The organism is Streptomyces sp. NPDC047117, assembly GCF_040643545.1.
Lineage (GTDB): Bacteria > Actinomycetota > Actinomycetes > Streptomycetales > Streptomycetaceae > Streptomyces.
On record NZ_JBEYUN010000001.1, the window covers coordinates 340293 to 362474 of the forward strand.

19 protein-coding genes and 1 pseudogene are annotated in these 22182 nt (G+C 72.3%); 5 read left to right on the top strand and 15 right to left on the bottom strand.

The genetic code is table 11. The features are described 5' to 3' along the window. Positions 1 to 470: 470 nt before the first annotated feature. Both ABZ840_RS01570 and ABZ840_RS01575 read right to left on the bottom strand, forming a co-directional pair. Entirely contained in the window at positions 471 to 1613 is a 1143-nt protein-coding gene (locus ABZ840_RS01570; RefSeq protein WP_361551484.1) for an acyl-CoA dehydrogenase family protein, read from the bottom strand. After that, on the bottom strand, positions 1610 to 5110 hold the full coding sequence (locus tag ABZ840_RS01575) for an indolepyruvate ferredoxin oxidoreductase family protein (protein ID WP_361551487.1): 3501 nt from the start codon (positions 5108 to 5110) through the stop codon (positions 1610 to 1612). Before ABZ840_RS01575 ends, ABZ840_RS01570 begins: the two co-directional genes overlap by 4 nt. Positions 5111 to 5275: 165 nt before the next feature. Here ABZ840_RS01575 and ABZ840_RS01580 point away from each other — a divergent pair, with 165 nt between their 5' ends. Together ABZ840_RS01580 and ABZ840_RS01585 are read left to right on the top strand one after the other, a co-directional pair. After that, entirely contained in the window at positions 5276 to 5713 is a 438-nt protein-coding gene (locus tag ABZ840_RS01580; protein WP_361551490.1) for an Lrp/AsnC family transcriptional regulator, read from the top strand. Positions 5714 to 5810: 97 nt separating this feature from the next. Beyond that, a complete protein-coding gene (locus ABZ840_RS01585) occupies positions 5811 to 7292 on the top strand; it encodes an ornithine decarboxylase (protein ID WP_361551493.1) in 1482 nt (493 codons plus the stop codon). Positions 7293 to 7314: 22 nt separating this feature from the next. On the opposite strand, the gene ABZ840_RS01590 is transcribed toward ABZ840_RS01585, so the two are convergent. Together ABZ840_RS01590 and ABZ840_RS01595 are read right to left on the bottom strand one after the other, a co-directional pair. Then, positions 7315 to 8091, bottom strand: a complete 777-nt coding sequence (locus ABZ840_RS01590; RefSeq protein ID WP_361551496.1) for a VOC family protein — start codon at positions 8089 to 8091, stop codon at positions 7315 to 7317. A gap of 194 nt (positions 8092 to 8285) precedes the next feature. Beyond that, positions 8286 to 8606, bottom strand: coding sequence for an oligopeptide/dipeptide ABC transporter ATP-binding protein (locus ABZ840_RS01595; protein ID WP_361552337.1), 321 nt, complete (start codon positions 8604 to 8606; stop codon positions 8286 to 8288). On the opposite strand from ABZ840_RS01595, the pseudogene ABZ840_RS01600 reads away from it, so the two are divergent. Continuing rightward, a pseudogene (locus ABZ840_RS01600) lies at positions 8541 to 8696 on the top strand (MlrC C-terminal domain-containing protein); the annotation flags it as partial. The gene ABZ840_RS01595 and the pseudogene ABZ840_RS01600 overlap by 66 nt on opposite strands. Before the next feature lie 70 nt (positions 8697 to 8766). Beyond that, a complete protein-coding gene (locus ABZ840_RS01605; RefSeq protein ID WP_361551499.1) occupies positions 8767 to 9120 on the top strand; it encodes an MlrC C-terminal domain-containing protein in 354 nt (117 codons plus the stop codon). 27 nt (positions 9121 to 9147) lie between these two features. On the opposite strand, the gene ABZ840_RS01610 is transcribed toward ABZ840_RS01605, so the two are convergent. The 7 genes from ABZ840_RS01610 to ABZ840_RS01640 all read right to left on the bottom strand — a co-directional run bounded on the left by ABZ840_RS01610 (position 9148) and on the right by ABZ840_RS01640 (position 14681). Further along, on the bottom strand, positions 9148 to 9645 hold the full coding sequence (locus ABZ840_RS01610) for a DUF6328 family protein (protein WP_361551502.1): 498 nt from the start codon (positions 9643 to 9645) through the stop codon (positions 9148 to 9150). Positions 9646 to 9663: 18 nt separating this feature from the next. Next, complete coding sequence (locus ABZ840_RS01615) at positions 9664 to 9876, bottom strand: hypothetical protein (RefSeq protein ID WP_361551505.1); 213 nt, start codon at positions 9874 to 9876, stop codon at positions 9664 to 9666. Positions 9877 to 10060: 184 nt separating this feature from the next. After that, on the bottom strand, positions 10061 to 10684 hold the full coding sequence (locus ABZ840_RS01620; RefSeq protein ID WP_361551508.1) for a YigZ family protein: 624 nt from the start codon (positions 10682 to 10684) through the stop codon (positions 10061 to 10063). A gap of 9 nt (positions 10685 to 10693) precedes the next feature. Next, positions 10694 to 11482, bottom strand: a complete 789-nt coding sequence (locus ABZ840_RS01625) for a ferritin-like domain-containing protein (protein WP_361551511.1) — start codon at positions 11480 to 11482, stop codon at positions 10694 to 10696. A gap of 155 nt (positions 11483 to 11637) precedes the next feature. Beyond that, the gene (locus tag ABZ840_RS01630) at positions 11638 to 12933 is read right to left on the bottom strand and encodes a cytochrome P450 (RefSeq protein ID WP_361551514.1); all 1296 of its coding nucleotides are present in this window, start codon (positions 12931 to 12933) and stop codon (positions 11638 to 11640) included. A 39-nt stretch (positions 12934 to 12972) separates the two neighbouring features. Then, positions 12973 to 13722: a helix-turn-helix domain-containing protein gene (locus ABZ840_RS01635; RefSeq protein WP_361551517.1), complete on the bottom strand. Its 750-nt coding sequence runs from the start codon at positions 13720 to 13722 to the stop codon at positions 12973 to 12975. A gap of 179 nt (positions 13723 to 13901) precedes the next feature. Further along, complete coding sequence (locus ABZ840_RS01640) at positions 13902 to 14681, bottom strand: SDR family NAD(P)-dependent oxidoreductase (protein WP_361551520.1); 780 nt, start codon at positions 14679 to 14681, stop codon at positions 13902 to 13904. Positions 14682 to 14828: 147 nt separating this feature from the next. Between ABZ840_RS01640 and ABZ840_RS01645 the strand changes: the two genes are divergently transcribed. After that, the gene (locus ABZ840_RS01645) at positions 14829 to 15236 is read left to right on the top strand and encodes a CoA-binding protein (protein WP_361551523.1); all 408 of its coding nucleotides are present in this window, start codon (positions 14829 to 14831) and stop codon (positions 15234 to 15236) included. Here the strand turns inward: ABZ840_RS01645 and narI are convergent. From narI to ABZ840_RS01665, 4 genes are read right to left on the bottom strand one after another with little or no spacing between them, the layout of a single operon-like run. Beyond that, complete coding sequence (gene narI, locus ABZ840_RS01650) at positions 15193 to 15945, bottom strand: respiratory nitrate reductase subunit gamma (RefSeq protein ID WP_361551526.1); 753 nt, start codon at positions 15943 to 15945, stop codon at positions 15193 to 15195. The genes ABZ840_RS01645 and narI overlap by 44 nt on opposite strands. Further along, positions 15942 to 16562 carry a nitrate reductase molybdenum cofactor assembly chaperone gene (narJ, locus tag ABZ840_RS01655; protein WP_361551529.1) on the bottom strand — a complete coding sequence of 207 codons (621 nt, stop codon included), beginning with the start codon at positions 16560 to 16562 and terminating at the stop codon, positions 15942 to 15944. Before narJ ends, narI begins: the two co-directional genes overlap by 4 nt. Then, positions 16559 to 18199, bottom strand: a complete 1641-nt coding sequence (gene narH / locus ABZ840_RS01660; RefSeq protein WP_361551532.1) for a nitrate reductase subunit beta — start codon at positions 18197 to 18199, stop codon at positions 16559 to 16561. The genes narJ and narH overlap by 4 nt, the downstream gene beginning before the upstream one ends. A 44-nt stretch (positions 18200 to 18243) precedes the next feature. Continuing rightward, positions 18244 to 21957 carry a nitrate reductase subunit alpha gene (locus tag ABZ840_RS01665; RefSeq protein WP_361551535.1) on the bottom strand — a complete coding sequence of 1238 codons (3714 nt, stop codon included), beginning with the start codon at positions 21955 to 21957 and terminating at the stop codon, positions 18244 to 18246. Between the last annotated feature and the right edge of the window lie 225 nt (positions 21958 to 22182).

Here is a 22182-nt window from a genome sequence, read left to right on the forward strand (position 1 = left end):
GGTAAGGAGCTGGGTAGGGACGTCGGCAGTCCGGACGGACTGGGCATGGTCGGCATGGTCGTCTCGTTGGCGCCGCTGAGAACGACGGCAAGTGACGCCGCCAGCAGCGTCGCACCGCACGCCCCCGCCGCGGTCAGCAACCGCACTTGGAGACGCGGTGGACCGCTCTCCTCGCGCGTCTCGTCATGGGTACTCAACTGATCCCCCGTTCTGTTGAGCAGGCCCCGCTCTTCAGCTGTCGCAGCCCTGAGCCTGCTCTGACTGCTGGTCAGTTCCGCGATCGGCAAGAGTACTGGGATGGCGTGCCCATGTCATCAGCGTCCATGTCATCACTGCCCGTGTGCTCACTGGACAGTGCGCCACAGCACCCGCACGGGCACGACCGCCGAGGCCCCGCTCCGGCTCGGGAGCGGGGCCTTCGGTTCCGTGCTGCACCGGGCGTGGCTGTCAGCCGACGGAGGGAGCGCGGCTCACGGCCGGGAGAGCTGTCTGCTGATCACCAGGCGCTGGATCTGGTTGGTGCCTTCGAAGATCTGCATGATCTTCGCTTCACGCATGTAGCGCTCGACCGGGAAGTCGCGGGTGTAGCCGTAGCCGCCGTACACCTGGACCGCGTCCGTGGTGACCTTCATGGCGGCGTCGGTGGCGATGAGCTTGGCGACGCTGGCCTGACGGCTGTACGGGCGGCCCGCGTCGCGGCGGCGGGCCGCGTCGAGGTAGGTGGCGCGGGCCGAGTCGACGGCGGCGGCCATGTCGGCGAGGACGAAGCCCAGCCCCTGGTGGTCGATGATCTTCCGGCCGAAGGCAGTGCGCTCGTTGGCGTACGCCACGGCCGCGTCCAGGGCCGCCTGCGCGACGCCGGTGGCGCAGGCGGCGATGCCCAGCCGTCCGGAATCCAGCGCGGAGAGCGCGATCTGCAGCCCCTGGCCCTCGCTGCCCAGCAGCCGGTCGGCGTCGATGAGCGCGCCGTCCCAGTAAGCCGCGGTGGTCGGGATCGCGTGCAGCCCCATCTTCTCCTCGGGGCGGCCGAAGGTGAGGCCCTCGGTGGCGCCGGGTGCGAGGAAGCAGGAGATGCCGCGGCTGCCGGCGGAGGTGCGCGCGAAGAGCGTGTAGAAGTCGGCCTTGCCGCCGTGGGTGATCCACGCCTTGCTGCCGGTGATCCGGTAGCCGGCCGTATCGCGCACCGCCTTGCAGGTCAGCGCGGCGGCGTCCGAGCCGGCCTGCGGTTCGGAGAGGCTGTAGCCGCCGACCAGGCCGCCCGCGAGCATCCCCGGCGCCCAGCGCTCGCGCTGCTCCTCGGTGCCGTACGTCATCAGGGCGTACGCCGACATGGTGTGCACGCTGGTGGCCACCGCGACGGCCGCCCAGCGGGCCGCCAGTTCCTCGACGACCTGGAGGTACACCTCGTACGGCTGGCCTCCGCCGCCGTACTCCTCCGGGTAGGGCAGGCCGAGCAGTCCGGCCTCGCCCAGGGTCCTGAAGAGGCCCTCGGGGTAGAGCTCCTCGCGTTCGTGCTTGTCGACGCGGGGAGCGAGTTCCTTGTCGGCGATGTCGCGGGTGAGGCCGAGCAGGTCCTCGGCCTCCTGGGTCGGCAGCAGCCGGTCGACGGTCATCGTGCCTCCGTGGTGGTGCTGAGAGCGCTGGTGGTGCCGGCGCCGAGTCCCGCGAGTGCGGTGCGGGCCCGTGCGCGGAACTCCGCGACGCGGGCCAACTTGATGTCCTCGTAGCCGCGGATCAGGTCGGGGAGTTCGACGACCTCGCGTACGGCGTCGGTGCTCTCCGGGGTGAGGTGGGCGAGCGCGCCGCGCACCAGGTGGCGGTACTCGCCGATCAGGGCGCGCTCCACGCGGCGGACCTCGGCGTAGCCGAAGAGGTCGAGCGAGGTGCCGCGCAGCACACGGCCGGCGCGCAGGGCCCGGAAGGCGGCCGGCGCGGTGCGGCGCAGCCGGATCTTGCGCTTCATGCCGAGGGCGCGCAGGACGGGCGGGTGCAGGAGGACGGAGACGCTGGAGCCGGCGCCGAACTCGTCGCGCAGCCTGTCCTGTTCGGTGGCGTCCAGGTGCAGCCGGGCCACCTCGTACTCGTCCTTGTACGCCATGAGCTTGTGCAGGCCGCGAGCGTAGGCGACGGCGATGGCGGTGCCGGCCTCGCTGCCGCCGCGTTCCTCGGCGAGGGTCGCGACGCGGGCGACGTCCTCGGCGTAGCGGCGGGCGTACCGCTCGTTCTGGTAGCCGATGAGGTCGGCGGTGCGGGTGGCGACCACGGTCCGCAGTTCTTCGTCGGCGGGCTGTCCGGCGAGCGCCGCGGCGGTCGGGGTGACCTGTACGGCGGGGCGTTCGGGGGCGGCCAGCGCGGCGGTGACGGCGGCGCGGTCGAGCACGGCGGCGCGGCCCCAGCGGAAGGCGTCGAGGTTCTTCTGCACGGCGGCGCCGTTGAGGCGGATGGCGCTTTCGACGGCGTCCGCGCTCATCGGGAGGCAGCCGTGCTGGTAGGCGGCGCCGATGAGCACCATGTTGGCGGGCATGTGGTCGGCGAAGAGGGCTTCGGACAGGCCCTGCGCGTCGAGGTAGAGGTTGTCCTCGCGGCGGGTGACCGACTCGATGCGCTCCAGGGCGTCGTCGGGCGGGCCGGGCAGGACGACGCGTCCGGTGACCATGGCGGCGGTCGGTACGACGGCGGTGTTGACGACGGCGACGGTGTGGCCGGCCCGGGCGACGGCCATGTTGGTGTCGTTGGCCGCGCCGAGCAGGTCGAAGCCGACCAGTACGTCCGCGGTGCCGCGGGAGGCGCGCAGCGCGCCGGTCACCGGCGACTTGGCGATCCGCAGGTCGCTGAGGACGGGGCCGCCCTTCTGGGCGAGGCCGGTCTGCTCCAGCCCGGCCGCGTACAGGCCGTCGAGCCGGGCCGCCATCTGCAGGATCTGCGAGACGGTGACCACGCCGGTGCCGCCGACGCCGGGCATCCGCAGGAGTGTGCCGTCCGGGCCGACCCGGCGGTCCGGTTCGCGCAGCGCGACCGGCAGTTCGGGCACCTTCCGCGGTTCCTTGCGGCCCGGCTCGACGAGCAGGAAGGACGGGCAGTCGCCCTTGAGGCAGCTGAGGTCGGTGTTGCAGGAAGCCTGGTGGATACGGGTCTTGCGGCCGAACTCGGTCTCGACGGGCTGGACGGACAGACAAGTCGACTTGTCGCCGCAGTCCCCGCACCCCTCGCAGACCCGCTCGTTGATCGCGACCTTCTCCACCGGGGTGGGCAGCTGGCCGCGTTTGCGCAGCCGCCGCTCCTCGGCGGCGCAGCGGTCGTCGTGGAGCAGGACGGTGACGCCTTCGGTGGCCGCCAGTTCGCGCTCGGCGTCGGCGAGTTCGTCGCGGTGCCGCACGGTCGCGATCGGGTCCAGCCGCACGCCGCGGTAGCTGCCCGGCTCGGCGGTGGTGACGACGACCTTGCGCACGCCCTCGATGGCGAGCAGCCGGATGACGGCGGGGATGTCGAGGCGGCCCTCGGCGCGCTGGCCGCCGGTCATGGCGACGGCGTCGTTGTAGAGCAGCTTGTACGTCATGGTGACGCCGGCCGCGACGGCGGCGCGGACGGCGAGCGAGCCGGAGTGGTGGAACGTGCCGTCTCCGAGGTTCTGCACGAAGTGCGGGTCGTCGGTGAAGGGCGCGAGGCCGATCCACTGCGCGCCCTCGCCGCCCATCTGGGTCAGGCCGACCTGGGTGCCGCGCCCTGCGCCGTCCAGCGCGATCATCGCGTGGCAGCCGATGCCGACGCCGACCAGTGTGGAGTCGGCGGTGCGGGTGGAGGTGTTGTGCGGGCAGCCCGAGCAGAAGTACGGGGTGCGGGCCGCGACGGTGGGCAGATTGATGCGGGCGGGCCGGGCCGGGGCCAGCGCTTCCAGGTGCGCGCTCGCCCGCGCGGGCAGCCGGTCGGCGCCGATGCGGCGGGCCAGTGCGCGGGCGACGTCCTCGGCGCCCAGCGTGGAGCGGGCGGTGAGCAGCGGGCGTCCGGTCTCGTCGCGGCGGCCGACGACGACGGGCGCGTCCGTGGTCCGGTACAGCGCCTCCTTCAGGGCCGATTCGAGGAACGGCACCTTGTCCTCGACCACGAGGACCTGCTCCAGGTCGCCGGTCATGGCCACCAGGTCCTCGTCGGCGACGGGGAAGGGCATGCCGATGCGGATGATCCGGAGACCCAGCTCCTCCATCGCGGCCTCGTCCAGGCCGAGGTCGTCCAGGGCGCGCTGGACGACGGCGTAGGAGGTGCCGGAGGCGAGGATGCCGAGGGTGGCGCGGCGGGCACTGAAGGCGACCTTGTTGAGTCCGGCGGTACGGGCGTACGCGCGGGCGAGGTCGAGGCGGCGGGTGAGCATGTCGTGCTCGGCGTCCAGCGCGGCGGGGCCGACGAGGGCGGGCGACGCGGCGCGTCCGGTGCCGGACGGCTCCGGAATGCCGTGGCGCAGCGCTTCGAAGTCCACGGTCGCCGAGGCGTCGGCGATATCGGCGACGATCTTCAGGCCGGTCCACAGGCCGGTGGCGCGGGACAGCGCGACGGCGTGCAGCCCGAACTCGATGATCTCCGCGACCGATCCGGGCGCCAGCACGGGCATCGCCAGGCTCTGGCACATCCGCTCGCAGGAGCTGGGCACGGTGGAGGACTTGCAGCCCGGGTCGTCACCGATCCAGGCGACGGCTCCGCCGAGGGGTGCGGTGCCGGCGAGGTTGCCGTGCCGGATGGCGTCGGCCGCGCGGTCCAGGCCGGGGTTCTTGCCGTACCAGTAGCCGGTCACGCCGGCGTGCCGGCGCCCCGGCACCTGGGCGAGCATCTGGGTGCCGGCCACCGCCGTGGCGGCCAGCTCCTCGTTGACCCCCGCCCGGAAGACCACGCCGGCGTCGTCGAGGAAGCGGGCGGCGCGGCCCATCTCCATGTCGACACCGCCCAGCGGCGATCCCTGGTAGCCGCTCACGAAGGCCCGCGTGTCGAGCCCGCGGGCCTCGTCCAGCCGGCGCTGCTCCAGCGTCAGCCGTACCAGGGCCTGGACGCCCGAGATCAGCGCGCGGCCGTCGGTGGCCGTGTACTTGTCGTCGAGCGACACCGCGACGGGTGGGGTGCTCACGCAAGCCTCCTCGACAGGTTGGGAAGGATCTTGGGGTGGGGGGGGGTGGTGACGAACGGCACACAGCACAGCAACGGGAAGCGGAACGCACAAGCATCCGGCTGGAAATCCGCGGCAAGGCGCAAAGTATTTACGTACAGGGCCAGTCGACGTACATTCCTTTGCATGCCTGAGGTCGACGACATCGATCACCGCCTGCTGCGCCTGCTACGCGAGGACGGCCGCCGCACGTTCTCCGAGATGTCCACCGAGGTGGGCCTGTCGGTGGCCGCGGTCAAGCGGCGCGTGGACCGGCTGAAGGACATCGGGGTGATCACCGGCTTCGCCGCGCAGATCGACCAGAGCAAGCTCGGCTGGGGCATCGAGGCGTTCGTGGAACTGCGGTACGCGGGGACGACCCGGGTCAACGAGATCGTGCGGTCGGCCTACAACGTTCCCGAGGTGCAGGCCGTCTTCACCATCGCCGGCGACCCGGACGCGCTCATCCAGGTACGGGTCCGCGACATCGCCCACCTCCAGCAGGTCATCGACGGCCTGCGCAGCGCGGGCCGGGTCACCGGCACCAAGACGCTCATGGTGCTGGGCTCCTGGAGCCGCACCTGACGGCCGCACTGCGGTGCGCCGACACGGGTGACACTTCCGACGCCACCTGGCGCATATGTCCGGATTGACCGCGCCGACCTGCGGGAAGCCGTGTCACATGGCACAGGATCACACGCAGGCCCCGGTTCTCGAAGCGCTCGCCGACTACCGCGACCTCGGACGGCTCTCCTTCACGCCGCCCGGGCACAAGCAGGCCCGCGGCGCCGATCCGCAGGTGCGCGAGGTGCTGGGCGACGCCGTCTTCCACGGCGACGTGCTGGCCAGCGGCTCCCTGGACGACCGGCGCACCAAGGGCCGGGTCCTGGAGCGCGCCGAGGACCTGATGGCCGACGCCGTGCACGCCCAGCACACCTTCTTCTCCACCTGCGGCAGCTCCCTCTCGGTGAAGGCGGCGATGCTGGCCGTCGCGGGGCCGCACGAGAAGCTGCTCGTCGGACGGGACGCGCACAAGTCCGTGGTGTCCGGCCTGATCGTCTCCGGCGTCCAGCCGATCTGGATCGATCCGCAGTGGGACGCGGACCGGCACCTCGCGCACCCGCCCTCGGCGGCGGCGTACGAAGCGGCCCTCGACGCCCACCCGGACGCCCGCGGCGCGCTGGTGACCAGCCCGACGCCGTACGGCAGCTGCGCCGACATCGCGGGCATCGCTGAGGTCTGCCACCGCCGGGGCCGACCGCTGATCGTGGACGAGGCGTGGGGCGCACACCTGCCCTTCCACCCCGACCTGCCCTCGTGGGCGATGGACGCGGGCGCCGATGTCTGCGTGACCAGCATCCACAAGATGGGCAGCGGCCTGGAGCAGGGCTCGGTCTTCCACCTGGGCGGCGACCTGATCGACCCGGCACTGCTGAAGTCCCGCGCCGACCTGCTCGGTACGACCAGCCCCTCGGTCCTGCTCTACGCGGGCATGGACGGCTGGCGGCGGCAGATGATGCTGCACGGCAAGGAGCTGCTCACGCACGCGCTCGGCCTCGCCGCCGAGGTGCGGACCGAGATCGAGAAGATCGACGGGTTGCACGTGAACGACCGCGCCGACTTCTGCGGCCCCGGGCTCGGCGTCGACTTCGACCCGCTGCCCGTGGTCATCGACGTCAGCGGGCTGGGAACGACCGGATACGCGGCGGCGGACTGGCTGCGCTCCCACCGCCACATCGACGCCCACCTCTCCGACCACCGCCGGATCAGCGCACAGATCACGCACGCCGACGACCGCGGCACGGCCGACCGGCTGCTCGCCGCGCTGCGCGACCTCTCCCGGGCAGCGCCGGAGCTGCGCCCGGCGCGCGCGGTCGAGGTGCCGTCGCCGGCCGGGCTCCGGCTGGAGCAGAGCTGTCTGCCGCGGGACGGATTCTTCGGCACGACGGAGGACGTACCGGTGGACCGGGCGGCCGGGCGGATCTCCGCGGAGATGCTGACCCCGTACCCGCCGGGCATTCCGGCCGCACTGCCCGGTGAGCGGCTCACCGAGCCGGTACTGACCTACCTGCGGACCGGCATCGAGGCGGGCATGAACCTCCCCGACGCCACGGACACCACGCTCGGCACGGTCCGGGTACTGGTGGAGGAGACGCACCCGTAGCGCCGGCCGGGCGGCCTCGCGATCAGATGCCCTCGGTGATCGTGAAGAGGCCGCCGTCCGGGTCGCGCAGCGAGCAGCGGTGGCCGCCGCCCTCGGTCTCCACGGGCGGGGAGACCACCGCGCCGCCGGTGGCGACGGCGGCCTCGGCGGCCGCCTTCACGTCCGGTACGCAGAAATGGACGTGCCAGCGGGGCCGGACGTGCGGGTCGGGCGCCGCCTCGACGGCTCCCCCGCGCAGCTCGGCCACCGTGTGGTCGCCCTCCCGCACGATCACCCGCTCCTGCTCGTACGCGACGTCACAGCCCTTGCCCTCCTGGGTCGCCCAGTGCAGGACCTCCGCGTAGAAGATGGCGGCGTCGAACGCGTCACGGGTGCGCAGCTCCAGCCAGGCCGGTGCGCTGCCCTGGCCGACGGACCAGCCGGCCGGGACCCGCCCCTCCCAGATTCCGAAGGTGGCGCCGTCCCGGTCGGCGGAGATCGCGGCGCGGCCCGGCCCGAAGGCGCGGGGTCCGATGGCGACCGTGCCGCCGCGCTCCCGGATCCGGGCGGCGGTCTCGTCGGCACTCGCGACGGCGAAGTACGGCGTCCAGGCGACGGCCACGTGCAGGGCGCCGGCGAGCTCGCCCAGGCCCGCGACCGGGTTGCCGTCCAGGTAGGCGACGGAGAACTCCTCGCCCAGCGCCCCGGCCCGGAAGGACCAGCCGAGCACCGCGCCGTAGAACTCCTCGGCCGCCTTCAGGTCGCGCGCGCTCAGGCTGACCCAGCACGGAACTCCTGGCACAGGTTCGGTCGACGCCATGCTGGACGTCACTCCTTTCGCTCCGCCCCGGCCCCGGGGGCTCCCGTCGCGCGGCCCGCGAGCCCGGGCCAGGCCTGATCCACTCGCCCCACAGTGTCAGCTGTGCGCCGGGGACACACGTGGACGACACCCCGGTGCCCCGCGTCGGAAACCACCGGAGCAGGGGCCGGAGAGCGCGCCCGGCGCCCGGCCGGTCAGCGCACCGCCACTCCCGAGGCTACGCCCGAGAGCGGAAAGTGGCAGGCCACGCGGTGTCCGGGCGTCGCCGGCTCGGCGGGCGGCGGCTCGGTCGTCGCGCACACCTCCCGGGCGAGGGGGCAGCGGGTGCGGAACCGGCAGCCGGAGGGCGGCTCGGCGGCCGAGGGGGTCTCGCCGCCGAGCGGGGGCGCCGTGGGCTCGGCTCGCGGGCCGGGCACGTTGACCGTGTCGAGCAGACCGCGGGTGTACGGGTGCAGCGGCCGGGCGAGCACGGCTTCGGCGCGAACGACGCGAGCGGCCAGGCCACCGCGTTGCACCCGGGGATCACCGACCCGGAGGCGGTCGCCGCGTGCTTCGCGGCGGGGGTGGGCGCCGAGGTGGCCCTGTCGGTGGGCGGCCGGTTCAGCGCGGGCACCGGCCCGCATGCAGCGCCGTACGCGCTCACCGGCACGGTCACCGCGCTGGAGGGGCCCGGCCATGGATCCGGACGGGGCTCCGCGGGGCAATCCGGCGTACGCGCAGGGCGGCCGCCGCACGGCCGTCACCCGTGGCGGCGTCACCGTCGTACTGACCGAGCGCCGCACCCCGTTCCACACCCGTGCCGACTTCGGCACGCTCGATCCGGCGGCGTACGACCTGGTCGTGGTCAAGATCGGCTACCTGGAGCCCTACCTCCACGACATCGCGGCGGACTGGCTGCTCGCCCTCACCCCGGGCGGCGTCGACCAGGACCTGCTCCGCCTGGGCCACCACCGCGTCGAGCGCCCTCTCCATCCCTTCGACGACGAGGGCTTCGAGGACCCGGACCTCACGCCGGTACTGCTGCCGTGAGCCGGTTCTCCGGGGGCGTCGTGCCGGTCACGGCTCGCGCGTGCCGTGGTGCCGGTCGGCGCTGTGCCGCGCGTACATCGGCAGCACGAACCAGCAGAGGACGAACCACACCAGCATGCCGCCGACCAACCACATCGCGCCGGTGCCGTGCAGCGCGACGCGCAGGATGAGGAGCATGGCCGACACCATCGTGCACAGCAGCAGCACGAGCCCGAGCACGGTGAGCCGGGAGGCCCAGGTGACGGTCTCCGGCTTGAGGCGGCGCCCCGTCACCAGCCGGTGCAGCGAGACCGGTCCTATGAGGGCCCCGGTCGTCGCCGCACCCAGGACGACGGTGACGACGTAGATGTCGCGCCCGAGACTGTCGAGCTCCTCGAAGCCGGGCTGGAAGACGACGGTGAGCAGGAAACCGAACAGGATCTGCACGCCGGTCTGGGCGACGCGCAGCTCCTGGAGCAGCTCTCCCCACCGCCGGTCCGCACATTCCTCGGCCGTCTCGTGTCTGCCACGCGCCAGATCGCTCACCGTCACCTCACCCGTGGGTCAGTCGGGCGGCTCGACCGCCGGAGTGCCGGGCGGGTCGTCCGGCTGCTCCTCCGGAGGCGCGTCGGGGCCGCCGGGGCCCGGAGTCGCGGGACCCGGCTCCTCGGGCGCCTTCCCGGGATCTTCTGGGTCGCGCGGGGTCGGTCCCGGGTCGCGGGGAGCGGAACCGGGCGGGTGCCCATAGCCGGAATTGGGTGCATCAGTGCTGGTCATCGCACCTCCTCACGCATCAGGGGCGTGCCGGTGAACGGCGTCGCGCGCGAACATCACAGCCCATAACCATGTCACAGCAAGTAACCGAAGCGAACGAAGAAAGATCGCTCGCCCCGTCTGTGACCGGTTACCCCGCACTACCGGCCTCAATCAGGCCGACGCCGTGCGGCTGGCTTCCGTACGGCTAGCTTCCGTACGCCTCGCCGCCCAGTTCCAGTGTGGCCGAGCCCGCTGTGGTGTCGGCGAGCCAGGCGCGGAAGGCCGGCAGCTCGCTCTCCGGGAGGCCGATCTCAAGGGTGACGGCTTCGGCGTACCGCACGTCCCGGACGTCCCTGCCGGTGGCCCGCAGGTCGTTCTCGACCTTGCCGGCCCGCTGGTGGTCGACGGTGACGGTGACCAGCCGGAAGCGGCGGCGGGTGACCGTGCCCAGCGTGTCCAGGGCCTCCCCGACCGCGCCGCCGTAGGCACGGATCAGTCCGCCGGCGCCGAGCTTGATGCCGCCGAAGTAGCGGGTGACGACGGCGACCACGTACCGCATCTCGCGCCGGACCAGCATCTGCAGCATCGGGACGCCCGCCGTGCCGCCCGGCTCGCCGTCGTCGCTCGCCTTCTGGATCCCGCCGTCGGCGCCGAGGACGTACGCGAAGCAGTGGTGCCGGGCTGTGGGGTGTTCCTTGCGGATGCGCGCGATGAACTCCTGGGCCTCGGCCTCGGTCGCCACCGGCGCGAGCGCGCAGATGAAGCGAGACTTGTTGATCTCGATCTCGTGGACGCCCTCGGCGGCCAGGGTGCGGTACTGCTCCTGCATCACGCCAGCCTAATCGCCGGCCGGCCCGCTTCTCCCGGCGGTGCCGGAGAGCGGGGAGCGGTGGCCGGCGGGCGGTACGGGCGGCGGCCCGCTCCGGTCGAGCACCGCGGCCACGACCGGGCCCGTCTCCGCCATCGCCGCGCCGATGAAGCGGACCCGGCGTACGCCCAGCCGGCGCAGCGCGGCGCCGTGGTCCAGCGCCACGAACGCCGTCGCCCCCAGCATCAGCAGGCGCCAGCCCGCCATGGTCAGCACCCGCAGCGGGCGCCCGGGCAGCGCGTCGAGCGAGGCGTGCAGCCGACGGCAGTGGAACGGTATGTGCCGCCGCTCGTCGGCCAGTATCCGGCCCGCGACCTCGGAGACCAGCGGGTCCTCGGCGCCGTCCCGTACCGCCCGGTAGTACGGCACGGCCACCAGCTCGGCGACCATCAGGACCAGCAGCTCCGTACGGAGTCCGAGCAGCCGCCGCAGCCGTACGAAGGTCCGGTCGCTCCAGCACGTCGTGAGGGTCGGCCTGTCCCCGGCGGCCAGCAGCCGGGCGAGCAGCCGCGCGTGGTTCTGCTCCTCGGCGACGAACAGCCGTACCGCGGCGGCGTAGTCGGCGTCCCCGGCCGCGTCGGCCTTGCCGATCAGGTTCGCGCCGTCGCCGTCCTCGCCCACCTGGAACTTCTGCAGGCTGCGCCATACGGCCTCCGGCGCCCGCGCGCCCCGCGCCCAGTCGGGATCGCCGGCGCGCCGCCGCCCCTCCGCCTCGGCCGTGAAGTGCCGTGTCCACTCGGCGAATTCGCTCGTCACCATCTGCCGGCCGCCCCCGTTCCCGGTACCCGGTGCATCAGGCGCCACAGTAGTACCTGACGCACCGGCTGTACGGGAGTTCGGTACGGGCGGCCGGCGTCCCCCGTGGGAGGTGACGGGCACGCCGGTTACAGGCGTAACGGTTTTCGACGCACCGATTACAGGCGCACCGGCAGGGAGGTCAGCCGCCAGCTGCCCGGCACCGCCGCACGCTGGAGGTCGCCGGGGTCGACGGCGAGGGACAGGCCGGGGTAGCGCGCGAAGAGCCGGCCGAACGCCACCTCACCCTCCTGGCGGGCCAGCGAGGCACCCAGGCAGTAGTGCATGCCGTGGCCGAAGCCGACGTGGTTCTCGGCCTTCCCCGCCGGGTGCCGGGTCAGGTCCAGCCGGTCCGGGTCGGCGTAGTGGCGGGGGTCGCGGTTGGCGGCGACCAGCAGCAGTTGCACGGCCTCCCCCTTGCGTACGGTGGTGCCGCCGATCTCGGCGTCCTCCGCGGCGAACCGCAGCTGGGTCATGTGCACCGGCCCGGCCCAGCGCATCAGCTCGTGCACGGCGGACGGGAGCAGCGCCGGGTCCTTCTTGAACAGGGCCAGCTGGTCGGGGTGGGTGAGCAGGGCGGCGGTGCCGTTGGTGATGAGGTGCGCCGTCGTCTCGTGCCCGGCCAGCACCAGGGTGAGGATCATGGTGACCAGCTCGACGTCGCTGAGCCGGCCGCCGTCGTCGTCATGGGCCCGGATCAGCTCGCTGAGCAGGTCGTCGGTGAGCGCGCCGCGCCGCTCCTCGACCAGCGCATGGATGTGGTCGATCATGGCGGGGAACGTCCTGGCCAGCTTCTCCGGCTCCATCGTGACGAGGTCGGCGCCCCAGGCGCGCCACTGCGGGCGGTCCTCCTCGGCGATGCCGACCAGCTCGCAGATGACCGTGATCGGCAGCGGGTAGGCGAAGTGCGGGAGCAGGTCGACGACGCCGTCCTCGGCGTGCTCCGGGAGCCGCGCGAGCAGGTCTTCGGCTATCTCCTCGACCCGCGGCCGCAGGTCGTTGATCTTGCGTGCCGTGAAGGCCCGGGACACCAGGCGGCGGAGCCGGGTGTGGTCGGGGGCGTCGTTGTTGAGGATGGAGCCGCGCATGTAGACGTGGAAGTGCTCGGGCATGCCCAGCATGTCCAGCCACCGGGTCAGCGGGTCCTCGCGCGTGCCGTCGGCGCGCACCGCCGCGGGGTTGTTCACGAACCGCTGGTCCCGGAGGACCTCGCGGACCTCCTCGAAGCGGGTCACGAACCATACGGGCGAGTCGTCCACGAACCGGCCGCGGACGACGGGCCCCTGCTCACGGAGCGCGCCGTAGCCGCCGAAGGGGTCGGCGAGGATCTCCGGGTCGGCGACGTTCGGCTCGCCCGGGTGCTTGCCTATGTGGGCGGCGAGCGGTGAGGACGGGGTGGCGGGTGCTTCGGTCATCGTGCGTTCTCCTCCAGGTCGTGGGGGGGGCGTCGGACGTCACTCGCGCAGCTGCCGGTGCATCTCCTGCTCGCTGAGCTCCGCCAGGCGCTCGAAGGCGGGGATGATGTCCGGCGCGGCGGCGGCCGCGGCCGCGCGGGTGCGCGCTGCGGCCGGGCCGGTGTCCGGGTCGGGGTCGGCCGAGGTCTCCAGCGCGCCCCGCACCGTACGGGCGAGAATGGTGGACCGCTCCTCCGCGCTCTGCGGGGCCCGGTCGTGGAGCAGGGCTTCGGACAGGAAGAAGCCGGAGGCCGTGGCCAGCAGGGCGTAATGCTGGTGCTCGACGGTCATGTCCGTGCGTACCAGTCCGTGCGCGCGCAGCACTTCGAGGTAGTGCCGCACCACCTCGTTGCTGTACGCGGAGAGTTCGGCGAGCTCCTTCTTGGCGATGTCGGTGAACCGGCCGAGGATATCGGCGTCGTCGTGGTACAGGGCGCGCAGTACGGGGTCGGCCAGGAAGTCCAGGTAGGCCCCGCTCATCATCCGGCTCGGCAGGACGGCCAGCGGGTCGCTGCGCATGCGGGCCAGCTGGGACCGGTGGCTGCGGAGTTTGGAGCGCAGGACGACGGCCAGGAAGAGCGCGTCCTTGGTCTTCCAGTGCAGGTAGACCGTGCCCTTGCCGACCCGGGCGCGACGGGCGATCTCGTCGATGGTGACGCGTCGGTACCCCCACGCGACCAGCAGCTCCCCCGCCGCCTCCAGAATCCGCTCCCCACGCTCCACCCGCTCGCCCTCCGGTTCCCCTGGCACTGCTGACCATCTGGTTCCGCTTGATTCCGCTGATCCTTCTGACTCTGTGACCAGATTTGAAATCTGGTCACAGAGTCAAAGTAGGACGGCCGAGGGCGACCCATAAGGCGGTTTTCGGCCAGGGACGGCCGAGGCGCTGCCGGTCCGGGCTCAGTGCTTCCGGCTCAGTACTTCCGGGCTCAGTGCTCCTGAGCCGTGGGCCGGACCGTGAGTTCGTTGACGGCCATATGGGCGGGCTGCGTCACCATGAAGCCGACGCACCGCGCGATGTCGTCCGCCACCAGCCACTCCTCCCGCGGCAGTCCGCGGGCCGAGGACGCCTGGCTGCCGCTGGTCATCTCCGTCACCACCACCCCCGGCTCGACCAGCCCGACCCGTACGCCGCGCCCGGTCACCTCCTGCCGCAGCGCCTCACTGAAGCTGCACACGGCGTGCTTACTGGCTGAGTAGACGCTGTTGTTCTTGCGCGGCACGCGCCCGGCGGCCGAGCTGATGTTCACCAGGTCGGCGACGCCGCGCGGGCCGTCCGCCGCCGCGCGCAGCAGGTGCGGCAGCGCGGCGTGCGACATCCGCAGCACCGCCTTCACGTTCAGGTCGAGCATGCGGTCCCAGTCCTCGGGATCACTGTCCTCGAACGGGCTGCGCGCCCCGTAACCGGCGTTGTTCACCAGCACGTCCAGGCGGCCGAAGTGGTCCACGGCTTCGGAGACCACACGAGCGGCCTGCGCCGCGTCGCTGAGGTCGGCGGTGAGGGAGAGCGGTTCCGGACCGCCCGCCTTCCCGATCCGCGCGGTGAGTTCCGCCAGCCGTTCGGCCCGGCGGGCGACCAGGGCGACGGCACACCCCTCCCGCGCGAGCGCCAGCGCCGTCGCGGCCCCGATCCCGCTGGAGGCACCGGTCACCAGCGCCACGCTCCCGCTCAGCGCCTGCCGTCCGTTGTCACGATCTTCGTTGCTCATGCTGGGCACTGTGCCCTGGCCGGCGGCCCGCCACACGGTGGCGTACGCGCCGCCGCGCCGTTGTCCGGTCCCCGTGATCCGGCGCCGCGCCGGCCCGGTCGGGGGCATACCGTGGGGAGCACGATCCGATACCAGGAGGCTGAAGCGATGTACGGCGACCCGGCGACCATCCGCAAGATTCTGACGGAACTCGGTGACACCTGGGCCGTCGTGGGGCTGTCCTCGAACCAGCAGCGTGCGGCGTACGGCGTCGCGAACGTACTGCAGCGCTTCGGCAAGCGCGTCGTCCCCGTGCACCCGAAGGCCGAGACGGTGCACGGGGAACAGGGCTACCCCTCCCTCGACGCCATTCCCTTCGAGGTCGACGTCGTCGATGTGTTCGTGAACAGCGCGCTGGCGGGCGAGGTCGCCGACGAGGCCGTGGCCATCGGCGCCAAGGCGGTCTGGTTCCAGCTGGGCGTCGTCGACGAGGCGGCGTACGACCGGACCCGCGCCGCCGGCCTGGACATGGTCATGGACCGCTGCCCGGCCATCGAGATCCCCGCCCTGGGCTAGCGCGGCCCCCGGCCGTCGCCTCGGCTCCGGCGGCGCCCCGGGAGCGGTAGACGACGTACGGGCGGACGAGGTAGCCGAGCGGGGCGCTGAAGGCGTGGACCAGGCGGCTGAACGGCCAGAGCGCGAAGAGTGCCATCGCGAGTGCGGCGTGCAGCTGGTAGATGAACGGGGCGTGCGCCATCGCGGGCACGTCCGGTTCGAGGGCGAACAGGCTGCGGAACCACACCGACACACCCCGGCGGTAGTCGTAGGAGTCGGCCGCGGCCCCGCTGACGGTGGCGGCCAGGCCCGCCAGCAGGACGAGGGTCAGCAGGGGGTGGACGACGCGGTCGCTGCGGCTCGTGGCCCGGCGCACCGCGCGGACGCGGAGCCTGCGGTACAGGAGGACGGCCAGTCCTGCCACGGTCGCGATGCCGGCCGCACCGCCGACCAGCAGGGCGTTGGCGTGGTAGAACTCGTGGCTCACGTGCAGCCGGTCGGTGAGGCTTTCGGGCACGAGCAGCCCCGCGGCGTGTCCGGCGATGACGAAGAACAGACCGTAGTGGAAGAGCGGCCCGCCGATGCCCAGCAGCCGGCTCTCGTGGAGCTGGCTGGAGCGGGTGGTGAAGCCGAAGCGGTCGTAGTGGTAGCGCCAGGCGGTGCCGGCGATCAGGATCACGAGGACGAGGTACGGGCAGACGCCCCACAGGGCGATGTTCAAGTGGGTCACCGGCGGGTTCCTTGGGTGACGTGTCCGTGCTGGGCGGGGAAGGGGTCCAGGCCGACGGTCTCGGCCGGCGGCCCGTTGCGTGCGATGGCGATGGCCTCTTCGCGGCTGGCGGGGGCCGGCCCCGGCAGGGTGTCGCAGACGGCCTGGAGAACGTCGGCGTACGGGCTGCGGTGGGCGACGAGCGCGTAGCGGAGCACCTCGACGGCGGGCCGGTGGGCGGCGAGCAAGCGCAGGCCCGGCTCGGGGGTGCGCGCGGCGAATTCCAGCATCAGCGGCAGGAAGTCCGGCAGTTCGTCCTCGGGCGGCAGCCAGCCGTGGTCGCGGTAGTGGTCCTTGAGGCGGGCGAGGGAGGCACCGCGGCGGCGGGTGTCGCCGTCGGTGTAGTAGGTCAGGTAGAGGGAACGGCGGCGGCTGCGGTCGAAGGTGGCGACGTACTGCGCGGCCAGTGCGAGCGGGTCGGTGGTCCGCAGCGCGGTGCAGAACCGTGCGAGGAGTGCGCTCTCGGCGCCCCGGACCTGGCGTACCGCGCCGTGGACGGTCTCCAGGCGCCACGGCCAGTCGTCGCCGGGGTAGCACAACAGCAGGGAGGCGGCCTGGTGGACGACGGGCGCGGTCACCGCTCGCCCCGCCCGGCCCGCTTCGGGAAGAGGCCGCCGGGGCGTCCCTTGCCGTTCCAGTTGAGCAGGTTGACCCGGCCCGCCGTGGCGCTGCCGGCGGCGGTGGGTTCGGTGCCGGGTGGGGCGTGGAAGGAGCCGGGGTCGTCGCCTGCGGGCATCATGCCGGGGCCGCCCTCGGCGTCCAGGCTGCAGCCGCCGAGGTCCACGTCGCCGGGCGCCGGGGCCGTGTAGCTGGTGGGGATGACGTAGCGCTCGTCGTACTTGGCCAGTGCCAGCAGCCGGTACATGGCGGTGAGGGAGCGTTCGTCCATGCCGACGGCGCGGGCGATGCCCGGGTCGGGTTCCTCGCCGAGGTTGCTGCGCCGCATGTGGGCGCGCATGGCCGCCAGCCGGCACAGCGCGGCCTCGACGGGTGCGGTGTCCCCGGCGGTGAAGAGTTCGGCGAGGTAGCCGAGCGGGATGCGCAGCGAGTCGATGGCTCCGAACAGCGCCGCCGGGTCCTCGCCGTCGTGGCCCGTGGTGGTGAGGGCGTCCACGATCGGCGAGAGCGGCGGGATGTACCAGACCATCGGCAGGGTGCGGTACTCCGGGTGCAGGGGCAGGGCCACCTTGTACTTGCTGATCAGGTCGCGTACCGGGGAGCGCCGGGCGGCCTCGATCCAGTCGTGCGCGATGCCGGACTCCTCGGCGGCGCGCACCACTTCGGGATCCTCCGGGTCGAGGAAGCAGTCCAACTGGGCTTCGTAGAGGTCCTGTTCATCGGTGACCGAGGCGGCGGCGCCCGCCTTTTCGGGGTCGTAGAGCATCACGCCGAGGTAGCGCAGCCGCCCCACGCAGGTCTCCGAGCAGACGGTCGGCTCGCCCGCCTCGATGCGGGGGTAGCAGAAGGTGCACTTCTCGGCCTTGCCGGTGTGGTGGTTGAAGTAGACCTTCTTGTACGGGCAGCCGGATACGCACATCCGCCAGCCGCGACAGCGGTCCTGGTCGACGAGGACGATGCCGTCCTCGATGCGCTTGTAGAGCGCGCCGGAGGGGCAGACGGCGACGCAGGACGGGTTGAGGCAGTGCTCGCAGATCCGCGGCAGGTAGAACATGAACGCCTGCTCGTACTCCAGCCGCACGGTGTCGTTCATCTTGCGCAGGACCGGGTCGGCGGCGAGGTGTTCGGGGCCGCCGCCGAGGTCGTCGTCCCAGTTGGGGCCCCAGGTGATGTCGGTGGGACCGCCGTCGACGAGGGAGCGGGGCGGCGCGGTGGGCAGGTCGTCGCCGAGCGGCGCAGTGGTGAGGTTCTCGTAGTCGTAGGTCCAGGGCTGGTAGTAGTCGTCCAGCGTGGGCAGTTCAGGATTGGCGAAGAGGCGGGCCAGCCGACGGGCGCGGCCGCCGGTCCGCGGCACCAGGCGGCCGCGTTTCAGCCGCCAGCCGCCCTGCCATTTCTCCTGGTCCTCGTGGCCTCGGGGGTAGCCCTGGCCAGGCCGGGTCTCGACGTTGTTGAACCAGACGTATTCGGTGCCGGTGCGGTTGGTCCAGGTCTGTTTGCAGGTGACCGAGCAGGTGTGGCAGCCGATGCACTTGTCGAGGTTCATCACCATGGCCACCTGGGCCATGACGCGCTGGGGGGTGGCCTTGCCACGGGGCATGTCAGGACTCCACGTCGTCAGGACGTCGTCTGTGGGGCGGGGCGTCAGTAGGTCACGTGCTGGGAGCGGCGGCGGATCGTGGTCACCGCGTCGCGCTGGTTCCCGGTCGGACCGTGGTAGTTGGGGGCGAAGGACTGCTGGGCGTAGCCGCCGATGAGGTGGGTCGGCTTGATGAGCAGCTTGGTCAGGGCGTTGTGCACGCCGCCGCGCCGGCCGGTCGCCTCCGACTTGGGCACGTTCACCAGGCGTTCCTGCACGTGGTACATGAAGACCGTGCCGGCCGGCATGCGGTGCGAGACGACGGCACGGGCGACGACCACACCGTTGGCGTTGACGGCCTCGATCCAGTCGTTGTCGGCGACGCCGATGGCGGCGGCATCCTCGACGCCGATCCAGATGACCGGCCCGCCCCGGGCGAGGGTCTGCATCAGCAGGTTCTCCTGGTACTCGGAGTGGATGGACCACTTCGAGTGCGGCGTGAGGTAGCGGACGGTGACGGCGCGGCTGTCGCCGTCGGCGTCCGGGGTGGTGGACTCCCCCAGGGCCGCCATGTCCAATGGAGGCCTGTAGACAGGGAGTTGTTCGCCGAACTCGGCCATCCAGTCGTGGTCGAGGTAGAAGTGCTGGCGTCCGGTGAGGGTGTGCCAGGGTTTCCTGTGCTCGGTGTTGACGGTGAACGGCGAGTAGCGGCGGTCGGGGGCCTCCTTGCCGGACCATTCAAAACTGGTGCCGACCTGGACGGGCCGGTCCTGGGTGTCGGAGAAGACCACCCGGCGCTCGGCGACCGAAGCACCCAGCTCCGCGAGTCCCGATCCCGGGCCGCAGCGGTCGGCCAGCCGGTCGAATCCTTCGGCGGCGAGCCGGCCGTTGGTGGTGCCGGAGAGCGCGAGGATCGCCTCGCAGAGCTTGACGTCCGTGTCGAGCAGCGGCCGGCCGTCCGCCGCTCCCCCGTCCGCGGTGCCGCACCGCGCGGCAAGCCAGCCGGCCTCGGGCCCGGGGTGCACGGTGACGCCCTTGACGCTCATGCCGTGTTCCTCGGCGAGCGGCCCGAGGGCTGCGATCCGTTCGCCGATGGCGGTGTAGTCGCGTTCGACCAGGGTGACCTTCGGCGCGTTGACGCCCGGTCGCGGTGGTGGTCCGCCGGTCCGCCAGTCGGTGGCGCGCCCGCCGGGCTGGGCTGCCTCGTCGGGAGTGTCGTGCGCCAGCGCGGTGGCGACCAGGTCGTACGCGGTGTCCAGCCGGCCCTTCGCGAGTTCGGCGACCTTGCGGGCCAGGCCGTGGAAGATCTCGAAGTCGGTGCGGGCCTGCCACGGCGGGCTGATCGCGGGCGTGAAGGCGTGCACGTACGGGTGCATGTCGGTACTGGAGAGGTCGTGCTTCTCGTACCAGGTGGCGGCCGGCAGGACGAGGTCGGCGAAGAGCGTGGTGGAGGTCATCCGGAAGTCGAGGGCGAGCAGCAGGTCGAGCTTGCCGCGCGGTGCCTTCTCGTGCCAGGTCACCTCGCGCGGGCGGTCGCCGGGTGCCGCCTCCTCGGCACCGGCGTTGTCGCGTGCTCCCAGCAGATGGCGCAGGAAGTACTCGTTGCCCTTGGCCGACGAGCCGATCAGGTTCGCGCGCCAGACGGTGAGGACGCGGGGCCAGTTGGCGGGGGCGTCGGGGTCCTCGCAGGCGAACTGCAGCTCTCCGGAGGCGAGCCGCCCTGCCACCCACCGGTCGGGTTCCTGTCCGCTCTCGTGCACGGCGCGGCCCAGGTCGAGCGGATTGGCACCGAAGGTGGGGCTGGACGGCAGCCAGCCCTGGCGCGCCGACTGGGCCACCAGGTCGGCGGTGTGCCGTCCGGCGAAGGTGCCGCGGCCGGCCGGCGAGGCCAGCGCGTCGGCCGGGTAGGACTCGTAGCGCCACTGGTCGGTGTGCAGGTACCAGTACGGCGTGCCGGCCATCTGGCGGGACGGGCGCACCCAGTCGGCGGCCGTCGAGAGCTGCTGCCACCCGGTGTACGGGCGGACCTTCTCCTGGCCGACGTAGTGGGCCCAGCCGCCGCCGTTGACGCCCTGGCAGCCGGTCAGGATGAGCAGGGAGAGGAAGGAACGGTAAATGGTGTCGGAGTGGAACCAGTGGTTGGTGCCCGCGCCCATCACGATCATCGAGCGGCCCCGGGTCTGTTCGGCGGTGCGCGCGAACTCCCGCGCCACACGCTCCGCCGCTGCGGCCGGCACCGAGGTGACCTCCTCCTGCCAGGCCGGGGTGCAGGGCTGCGAGGCATCCTCGTAACCGGTGGGCCACTGCCCCGGCAGGCCCTCGCGGCCGACGCCGTAGCGCGCCAGCAGCAGGTCGAAAACGGTGGTGACCGGGCGGCCGCCGATCTCCCGGGTCGGCACGCCGCGGACCACCGTGCCGTTCGGTGTGTCGAAGCGGGGCAGCACGACCTCGGCGTCCGGGCCGCCGTGGCGGTGGAAGGAGAGCAGCGGGTCGACGCCGTCCAGGTCCAGGTTCCACCGGCCTTCGGCGCCCTTGGCCCAGCGGTCGCCGAGGGTGCCCTTCGGCGCGACGACGTCGTCGGTGCCGGCGTCGACCAGTACCGGCATCCAGGCCCGTACCTCGGGTGCCGCGTCGGCGGCGATGCCCAGGTCAGCGGCGGTGACGAACTTGCCCGGTACGTACCGGCCGTCCTCGTGCTCCTCCAGGGCGACCAGGAAGGGCAGGTCGGTGAACTGCTTGCCGTACTCCGTGAAGTACGGCACCTGCTGGCGGACGAAGAACTCGGTGAGCACGACGTGGCCCATCGCCATGGCCAACGCGCCGTCGGTGCCCGGGTGCGGATGCATCCACTCGTCGGCGAACTTCGTGGCGTCCGCGTAGTCCGGGGACACCACCACGACCTTCTGGCCGCGGTAGCGCGCCTCGGCCATCCAGTGCGCGTCCGGCGTCCGGGTCACCGGCACGTTCGAGCCCCACAGCATCAGGTAGGCCGCGTCCCACCAGTCGCCGGACTCCGGTACGTCGGTCTGGTCGCCGAAGACCTGCGGGGAGGCCACCGGAAGGTCCGCGTACCAGTCGTAGAACGAGATCATGGGCGCGCCGATCAGCGACATGAAGCGCGCGCCGACGGCATGCGAGGCCATCGACATCGCGGGGATCGGCGAGAAGCCGGCCACCCGGTCGGGGCCGTACGTGCTGATCGTGTGCACGTGCGCGGCGGCGGCGATCTCCAGCGCCTCGCTCCAGTCGGCGCGGACCAGTCCGCCGCGGCCGCGCGCCTCCTGGTAGGTGCGCCGGCGTTCGGGGTCGGAGGTGAGGTCCGCCCAGGCAGCGACCGGGTCGCCGCCGAGCCGCGCCTTGGCCCGGCGGTACATGTCCAGCAGGACGCCGCGCACCATGGGGTACCGCACCCGGGTCGGCGAGTACGTGTACCAGGAGAAGGAGGCGCCTCGGGGGCAGCCCCGCGGCTCGTACTCCGGGCGGTCGGGGCCGACGGACGGGTAGTCGGTCTGCTGGGTCTCCCAGGTGATCAGCCCGTCCTTGACGTACACCTTCCACGAGCACGAGCCGGTGCAGTTCACGCCGTGGGTGGAGCGCACGACTTTGTCGTGTGCCCAGCGATTCCGGTACGGCGTGTCATTGACGGACTGATCGGTGCGGTAGACGGCCCGCAGATCGGCGGTGGCCGGGGCTTTTCTCAGTAGCTGACCGGCGCGCAGCAATTGTTCGGCCGCCACCGCCGCCGCCCGTTCCGCTTCCGCTCGCGCCTTACGTCGCACCAGCCCATCAACCTTTCACGAGCGCCTCCGGACAGTACGGCCCGACAGCGCAGGAACATTCCGTTTGCGCCGCCAGCATCCCGCCGCCCACCAGGCCACACGCACAGATTTCTGGCCACTTGGAAATACCTGGAACAGTTTTTTCCCGGTCATTGCCATGCTTTCTTCATGCATATCATTCACGACAAGAAATACTCGGCCAGGCATCGGTGACCAGGAACGGAC